Source organism: Streptomyces sp. NPDC060232, from assembly GCF_042726555.1.
Lineage (GTDB): Bacteria > Actinomycetota > Actinomycetes > Streptomycetales > Streptomycetaceae > Streptomyces.
Map to the genome: position 1 here is coordinate 1 of NZ_JBHXAG010000049.1, position 6,717 is coordinate 6,717.

The window sequence follows — 6,717 nt, forward strand, 5'->3', positions numbered from 1 at the left end:
CACACAGCACACCGCCAGCCCCAACCAGCCAACTGATCAACCCAGCTCAACACACCAGACACCGATCAAGAAGAACGAACGGCGACACGCGACCCCTCCCCCGTCCTCGGAGAGTCCGAGGAGGCGCAGCGGGGCCGGCGCCTGGCGCTGCTGCAGGCGGCGCTCCTGGAGCACGCCGCGGCGTACAACCTCCGTACGGTCATGACCTTCCACCAGAAGGTCGAGGAAGCGGCCGCGTTCGCGGAGAAGCTGCCGGAGACGGCGGCGGAGCTGTACATGAACGACGCGTCAGATGCCGATCTGGCGGCCGCGGAGAAGCTGCCGAAGTCGTCGATCGAGGCGGAGTTCTACGAGCTGGAGAGCGGCCGCCACGTCCCGCCGGACCGGGTCTGGTCGGCATGGCTGTGCGGCGACCACCTCGTCACCGAGCGCCGGGAGGCCCTGCGGCAGTTCGCCAACGGCATCGACGCCGACAACCGGCGCGTACACCGGGCGTTCCTCGCCTCCGTCCGCGTCCTCGGGGAAGGCGTCGACATCACCGGCGAGCGCGGCGTGGAGGCCAGCCTTGGAGGACGGCTACGAGGGGCTTGTAGCTGGCGGAGGCGACCATGTCGGTCGGGTCCTCGCCGGGCTGGAGGAAGATGGGCACGATGATCCGGGCGATCTTCGTGGAGCCGTCTACCGCGTGCTCGCCGACCTGGTCGGCACCGACGGGCAGCTCCCCGACATCGCCCCCGCTGCGCCTTGCTCGGCCCCTTCGCCCCGCGGCTGTCCGCGGGCGCGGGAGACGGCGCGCTCCGAGCGGGTGCGAGCGGATTCCTCGTCAAGGACATGGCACTGGACGTCGCCGTGACGTACGTACCCAGGAGCATCAGGGCCAGGGCCGGCACCGACGACATGCTCCACACCGTCATCCGCCGCCGCACTGCCGGCGAATCCGTCGAGCACATCCAGCCCGACCTGATCATCCCCACCGGAAAACGCAAGGGCCAGAGCCCTTCCGTCGCCAGCGTCTACCGGGCGCTCGCAGAGCACCAGAAGGCGCAGGCGTACCCCGAAGCCGTCGAGGCAGCCCAAGCTGACTTCACGGCGCTACGCCAGCGGTCAGCGACCGCGCCCACCAGCACATAGCGGGCTCAGGCAACCCGCTTATACCTCCGGACAGCGACCTTCCCATGGCTCGCATGGGTGCTGGTCATCCCGTCGGGAGCGAACTCGGACAGGATCCGGACTTCCTTGCCGACTGCCGTGACCTTCTGGTCGAGCTTGTTGCCGCCCACCACGGTGAAGACCGAGATGGCGTCTGTTCCGAAGAACTGGGTCGGGGTCTCGGCCCCGGGGGTGAACAGGACTTCTTCGTTAGCCAGCTCGGACAGTGTCTTCATGCGCCACTGTCCGCCTTCGTCGATGACCTCCACCGCGGGCCTGACCATGCTCCACGCCTCACGGTGAGCATCGCTGACACCCGCCGCCAGGAGGAACTCGTCATAGGCCTTGTCACTGGGGTCGGACAGGAGCTCGTACTTACCGGCGATCATGAACAGCCTTTCTGACACGAACCACCCTCAGGAAGAGGGGGTGGCTCAGCCAGGCTTCCATCCCCAGGGAAGGCGGGGAGCACTTTACGGAAAGCACCACGACGACTCGACCTCAGTCGCTACTGACCGGTCCGATCCTCCCCAAGGGCCAGCAAGGCCTGGGCCTCGGCGGTGCGGCGGTGGTCCGGTCCGAAGCCGGCCAGGCACGCGTCGTGGGCGGCTGTGGCCAGCGGGCGGGCCTCGGTGCCACGTCCCAGGCCGAGGAGGGCGGTGGCCGTGGCCAGCTCGACGGCGCCGGTCTCAGGGCGGCGCTGCTCCGGAGGCAGACGACGGCGCAGCTCGTCGGCGCGCTCCGACTCCGCGAGAGCCTCCTCGTGGCGGTCTTGGCCATTGAGGCTGCGGGCCAGACCGAGACGCAGGACCAGGGTGAAGCGGTCCGGTGCGCGATGAGCGGAAAGCGTTTCCCGTGCCAGCTCCTCGGCCTCCAGGTGGCGTCCCAGCGCGGTGAGGGCGTAGATCTGCCCGTTGCGGGCGGCCGTTGCTATGAGCGGCATGTCCGGCCCTGTGCCGCGGGCGGCTATCCGGGCGACGGCCGCGCACTCTGCCTCGCATTCGGCGTGCTGGGCGAGTGAGCTCAACGCTTGCGCGCGGTCCGAGCGCAGTTTGAGGGTTTGTGGGTGTTCCGCGCCGAAGATCCTGCCGGCGACCGGCAGCAGGGCGTCGTACGTGGTGACGGCATCAGCATGGCGGCCTTGAGCGCCCGCAGCGAGCGCGGCGATACCCAGGGCCAGCGGCGCGTACGTGTCGTTGCGCGACCGCGACCGGGCCGCCGCCACGGAGCGTGCCTCGGCCTCAGCCTCCGCAAAACGCCCCGCCTGGTACAGGGCCGTGGCCTGGGTCAAAGGGGTTCTCGTTGTCCGACCGGCTTCGTCTCTGTTGCGCCACCGAAAGAGATTCATGCCCGGAGCATACGAATGCCGTCTGCCCTGGCACGGCCCCCGGACCGACATCATTCAGGACGGGTGCCCCTGCACACGCTGAGAGGTGTCGCAGGGGCGCCCGGGGTGAGGAGCTCGGCTTGCCCGGGCTCCTCACCCCTGGTCCGGCCGGGCGCGGTACCGCTCCGGCCGGGGCGCGCGCCGCCAGAGGGGTGAAGCCCCTGGCGGCGCCTGTGACACGCAAGTTCAGGGCCCACGCGTCACGCCCAGGCTAGGCCAACCGCCCGCGCCCCCGGTGGTCCTTCGCGAAGATCCGACGGCGGCGGCCGTGGCGGCGGATCGTGGTGACAAGTGGTGCCGAGACTGCTCAGTGCCGGTCGTAGACGCCGAAGATGTCGATGACGAGGTCGGTGTTGTTGCCGCTGCGGTTGAAGAAGTCGACGATGCCGTGGTTGCCGAGGCTCGCCTGGACCAGGTTCGGCACGGTCTTGCCGGCCGTCCAGTTCAGGGTCGAGGAGTTCGGTGCGACCGGCGGGGTGTGCAGGTCCTCGACAGGTACGAGGCCAGGCACCCCGAAACCCACCCTGCTCCGGGTCCAGACCGCATTCCTCCAGCCCGCCTGGTAGGGCCCGACCGTCGATGGGCGCGGCAGGTCGCCGACGCGGGCTGGGCGGTCATGGACGGCCGGTGGTCGACGTCATGGAATGGGACGGCAGCGTCAACCCCGCCCGACCGTGAGGGTGCAGACCGTACCCATGGCTTCGTCAGCCGGACTCGGATTGCTGGTAGAGACGCTGCGCGAAGGCGCCGAGCGCCGTTCCGTAGCTCGCGTTCCCGTCACCGCTGACGTTCACCGCGACAACGGTTCCCTCCGCCGCGGAATCGCCCGAGACGTAGGGGCCGCCGCTCGAGCCCATCCCCATCAGGCAGGGGACGCGCAACAGCGCCTTGCCGGACGCCCATGTGGTGACACCCGAGCAGTGCAGGACCCGGTCGGTGTACGGGTAGCCGAAGAAGTGAGCCGGCCCGCTCGGTTCTGCAAGGAATGAGATGGGTTGGGCACCGGTCACCTCCGATATGTTCCGCCCGTCGCGGCCGGGGTTCATCTCCAGCATCGCGACGTCCAGGCCGTCTTTCTGCCAGTTCTCGGCCATCCTCACCCGGCGCACGGTGAAGCCACCGTGAGGTCCGGTCCCGTTCTGATAGCCCGGAACGAAGTAGAGGCCGTTGTCCCAGGTGTATGCCCTTGCCGGAGCTCCCTTGACCGACGTCCTGACGCAGTGCGCCGCAGTGATCACGGTGCGGATGCCGACGACGGTCGCGGTGCAGGCACCGGGGTTGCCGTCCGCGCCCGCGGCGTACAACCGGCCGACCGTGCGGGCAATCGAGCCGCCGGCGGTCCAGGCGGGCTGGACCAGGTCCTCTTTGGCGTCGTTGCGGGCCACGGCTGCTATGCCGCCTCCCGTCCAGTGGTCCTCAGCGGCGATGCGTTCGCTCCCAGCGCTGGCGTCGTCGTGCACCACAATGCGCGTGTCAACGGGCGGCGGGCCGTTACGTCCTGCCGTCATGACCGCGCCACAGCCTGTGGCTCCCCACAGGACGAGAACGGCCGCGCCTGCGACTGCCCATCTGCCACGTGCGTCTCTCATGTCCCCCCCCACACCCTCAATCCCGGTCTTGGTTCATTTCCGGGCCTTTGAGGCTGTGCCCTTCCCGGTCGTGGTTCACCGTCCGTACGAGGTCAAACCCTCGCGGGAGCTTACGACAGTGCCGGCGCTGTGGGGCCGTCGGCCCGGTGTGCCGCCTGCGCCAGGTGCTGGCCCACAGCCCGAAGGCGTCGAAGCGGCCGCCTGCTGAAACGATCCTCCTCGGCGGGGGCTGCCCTACGGCGGCAGACCGGGCCGGTATGCGACCCAGGACCCGGACCACTACGCGGTCCTGGAGCCCGGCCGCCGGTACGTGATCGCGGTCCGGTCCGGATCGACCACGGGCGCCGCGGGCAGTGAGGCGTGGGCCTGGTACGCCGAGCCGGCCGACCGGGGCCTGGTGGGGGGCGGGAACACTGAGCTCTTTCCAACTTCACGCTGAGCTGGTCAGATGTAGGGCGAGGACGGCTTGGACGAGTGCGGTGATGCGGACCGGACGGCGGCGTGCACGAGCGCCGAGTTGGTCACGGGTGGACGCCCGCCTGCGCAGCCAGATACTCGACGCCGCGGTGGCCGGATTGCTTGGACACGTGGACGTGGACCGCGTGCCGGCCGGACAGCAGTGCAGGGTCGGCGTGGTCGCCGCGGAAGGCGACCTGTACCGCGTCGTGGCGGGAGCCGTGCAGGCCGTGCTCGGGTCTGTCCGGCCAGCGACCTGACCATACGAGGAAGACCGCGTTGCCGTTGTCGCCCAGTGCCGCGATGACCCGGCCCTCGGCCGTCCCCCGTGCGAACCGTGCCGACATCTCGAGCGGCAGGTGTGCCTCCAGTTCACGGTCGTCCATGACCGGCACGTCCGGTTCGCAGCCGCCGGCGCCGCAAGAGGGTCGGGCGCCAGGGTAAGGGCGGTGCACAAAGCGGGAGTTCGGTAGCGCCGCCGCCATTCGGCGGACCTCGTCGACGCTCTCCAGGTGCGTCAGCAGTTCCGCCTCGTCGCCGCGGTGTTCCATCAGCGCGCACAGCCGCATGGCCTGGCGGTACGCGTCGGCGGCGTCAGCGGTGACGTGGACACAGTGTGTGTAGCCGGCCAGGCAGTCTTCGCACATGGCCGAATGGTGCCACCCGCTGGTCCGGACTGTCGCCCGGAATAATCGGCGGACTCCGATGGCGAGGGGCTGCCGTCGGCATGGCTCCCACGATGCCTTGACGAGCAGGGCGCACAAGCGGTGCAGGCCGATGGAGTCGAGGTGGAGAAAGGCCGTCGCGAGCAGGCCGCCGACCTGGGTCTCGAGGAACTGAATCGACTCCCAACTGGCAACTGTGTAGGCCAGTTGGACTGGCAGACAGTCGAAGCCCCTGCTAGACGGGTCTTCGACCGAGGAATCCGTCTTCTACAGAGGCTTCGCGTGCTTGTGTACCCGTCCGGGGTCGACGTGTCCAGCTCTGCCCTGCGCTTCCTGTCCGCCAAGCTCCGCCAACACCGCCGGGAGCTCGGCACCCGGTGGCGACGCCTGAGCCCAGGCCGGCAGGCCCTGCTCACACTCGCCAGTCGTCGGCGACAGCATGATCGACGCCGCCATCTGCGACGGCGACATCGTCACCGTCCGACGCCAGGACACCGCCACCACGGTGACATCGTGGCTTCTCTAGGGGAGAAGTGTGGCGCAACACGTTCCCAGAGGGATCGGTGCAGCTCAGCGGCTTTGTGGACGAGGGTAGTGGGCGCAACAGGTGTAGTGCTATCGCTAGATCGAGCGAATCGCTAGCGCCGGGGCAGATCCCAACATCCCCAAGCCGGTCATTAGCGGATAAATTGCAGCTGCCCCAGTCGACGCAACCGCACCCACCGAAACCGCTGTTGTTACCGTGCAAGAAGCCCCGTTTGCACAGCTGAGGAGGTCGGCGGGTGTCCGCACTGGACTTCTATGCCCATGTCGCCACCCGCAGCGACGTACTCGACATCGGCTTGGGTTCTGACCCCGACGCCTGGGAAGCCGCCCTGGGCGGCCAATTCCTCGACGTGCCCGGTGGCGGCCTCCTGCGCCGGGACTACGGACTCGTGGAGATCAACTTCTCGGCAGAGCAGCCGGGGCTGCAGGGACAGATGTCATGCTTCGGCTTCGGTGTGAAGATCCAACGGCTGCTATACGTCCCATCGGCGGACACGGTGCCCCCTGTGCTCGCGCGGAAGTATGGGGACTTCGCGCCCACAGTCCGTTTCGATGAACTGCAGGCCGCCATCCTGGCCCTCGGGCACACCCTCGCGCTCGACACGGACAACACGTCGCGAGACATGGATTGCTATCGCGTATCCGATTCCGCGGCCCGCATCCACGTCATCTCCGACCTCGATCCATACGGGTCCGGGACCCCTGATCCAGACGGGCATCAGGTGGGGGATGTCTGGTCCATCGACTTGTGGTGACCACTCCCGCTGAAAGGACCGGATGTCAGACCCACCTCATATTGATCAGAAACTCATGGGGTTCTCGTCCAGGACGTACTGAACTTGAACTCGTGATGTCGGTGGTGTCGCAGAGACCGCTGAACTCTGGCCGTTCGAGATCAAGAGCGTGTCTGCAGCCAGCGACGCGC

Annotated in this window: 7 protein-coding genes and 3 pseudogenes; 5 read left to right on the forward strand and 5 right to left on the reverse strand. The window is 68.4% G+C overall.

Annotated features, from left to right (window positions below; genetic code table 11):
- Positions 1-87 precede the first annotated feature (87 nt).
- A pseudogene (locus ACFWFZ_RS34245) lies at positions 88-588 on the forward strand (helicase); the annotation flags it as partial.
- A gap of 243 nt (positions 589-831) precedes the next feature.
- The gene (locus tag ACFWFZ_RS34250; protein ID WP_387127924.1) at positions 832-1,131 is read left to right on the forward strand and encodes a hypothetical protein; all 300 of its coding nucleotides are present in this window, start codon (positions 832-834) and stop codon (positions 1,129-1,131) included.
- A 5-nt stretch (positions 1,132-1,136) separates the two neighbouring features.
- On the opposite strand, the gene ACFWFZ_RS34255 is transcribed toward ACFWFZ_RS34250, so the two are convergent.
- The 5 genes from ACFWFZ_RS34255 to ACFWFZ_RS34275 all read right to left on the reverse strand — a co-directional run bounded on the left by ACFWFZ_RS34255 (position 1,137) and on the right by ACFWFZ_RS34275 (position 5,228).
- Entirely contained in the window at positions 1,137-1,538 is a 402-nt protein-coding gene (locus tag ACFWFZ_RS34255) for a lipocalin/fatty-acid binding family protein (protein WP_387127926.1), read from the reverse strand.
- 119 nt (positions 1,539-1,657) lie between these two features.
- The gene (locus ACFWFZ_RS34260; protein WP_387127928.1) at positions 1,658-2,440 is read right to left on the reverse strand and encodes a tetratricopeptide repeat protein; all 783 of its coding nucleotides are present in this window, start codon (positions 2,438-2,440) and stop codon (positions 1,658-1,660) included.
- Between the two features lie 403 nt (positions 2,441-2,843).
- A complete protein-coding gene (locus ACFWFZ_RS34265; RefSeq protein WP_387127930.1) occupies positions 2,844-3,047 on the reverse strand; it encodes a hypothetical protein in 204 nt (67 codons plus the stop codon).
- 193 nt (positions 3,048-3,240) lie between these two features.
- Positions 3,241-4,044 (reverse strand): trypsin-like serine peptidase, encoded by an 804-nt coding sequence (locus ACFWFZ_RS34270; protein WP_387127932.1) that lies wholly within the window; start codon positions 4,042-4,044, stop codon positions 3,241-3,243.
- A 602-nt stretch (positions 4,045-4,646) separates the two neighbouring features.
- Entirely contained in the window at positions 4,647-5,228 is a 582-nt protein-coding gene (locus tag ACFWFZ_RS34275) for a hypothetical protein (protein ID WP_387127934.1), read from the reverse strand.
- 300 nt (positions 5,229-5,528) lie between these two features.
- Between ACFWFZ_RS34275 and ACFWFZ_RS34280 the strand changes: the two are divergent.
- From ACFWFZ_RS34280 to ACFWFZ_RS34290, 3 genes and pseudogenes are all read left to right on the forward strand, one after another.
- A pseudogene (locus tag ACFWFZ_RS34280) lies at positions 5,529-5,687 on the forward strand (IS5/IS1182 family transposase); the annotation flags it as partial.
- Positions 5,671-5,771 (forward strand): annotated as a pseudogene (locus tag ACFWFZ_RS34285) (LexA family protein); the annotation flags it as partial. The pseudogenes ACFWFZ_RS34280 and ACFWFZ_RS34285, both read left to right, overlap by 17 nt.
- Before the next feature lie 257 nt (positions 5,772-6,028).
- A complete protein-coding gene (locus tag ACFWFZ_RS34290) occupies positions 6,029-6,547 on the forward strand; it encodes a hypothetical protein (RefSeq protein WP_387127936.1) in 519 nt (172 codons plus the stop codon).
- Positions 6,548-6,717 lie beyond the last annotated feature (170 nt).

Excerpts from the sequence above, each read along its gene's own strand:
- ACFWFZ_RS34250 (WP_387127924.1), top strand. The coding sequence starts at position 832 with ATGGCACTGGACGTCGCCGTGACGTACGTACCCAGGAGCATCAGGGCC.
- ACFWFZ_RS34255 (WP_387127926.1), bottom strand. The coding sequence starts at position 1,538 with ATGATCGCCGGTAAGTACGAGCTCCTGTCCGACCCCAGTGACAAGGCC.
- ACFWFZ_RS34270 (WP_387127932.1), bottom strand. The coding sequence starts at position 4,044 with ATGACGGCAGGACGTAACGGCCCGCCGCCCGTTGACACGCGCATTGTG.
- ACFWFZ_RS34275 (WP_387127934.1), bottom strand. The coding sequence starts at position 5,228 with ATGTGCGAAGACTGCCTGGCCGGCTACACACACTGTGTCCACGTCACC.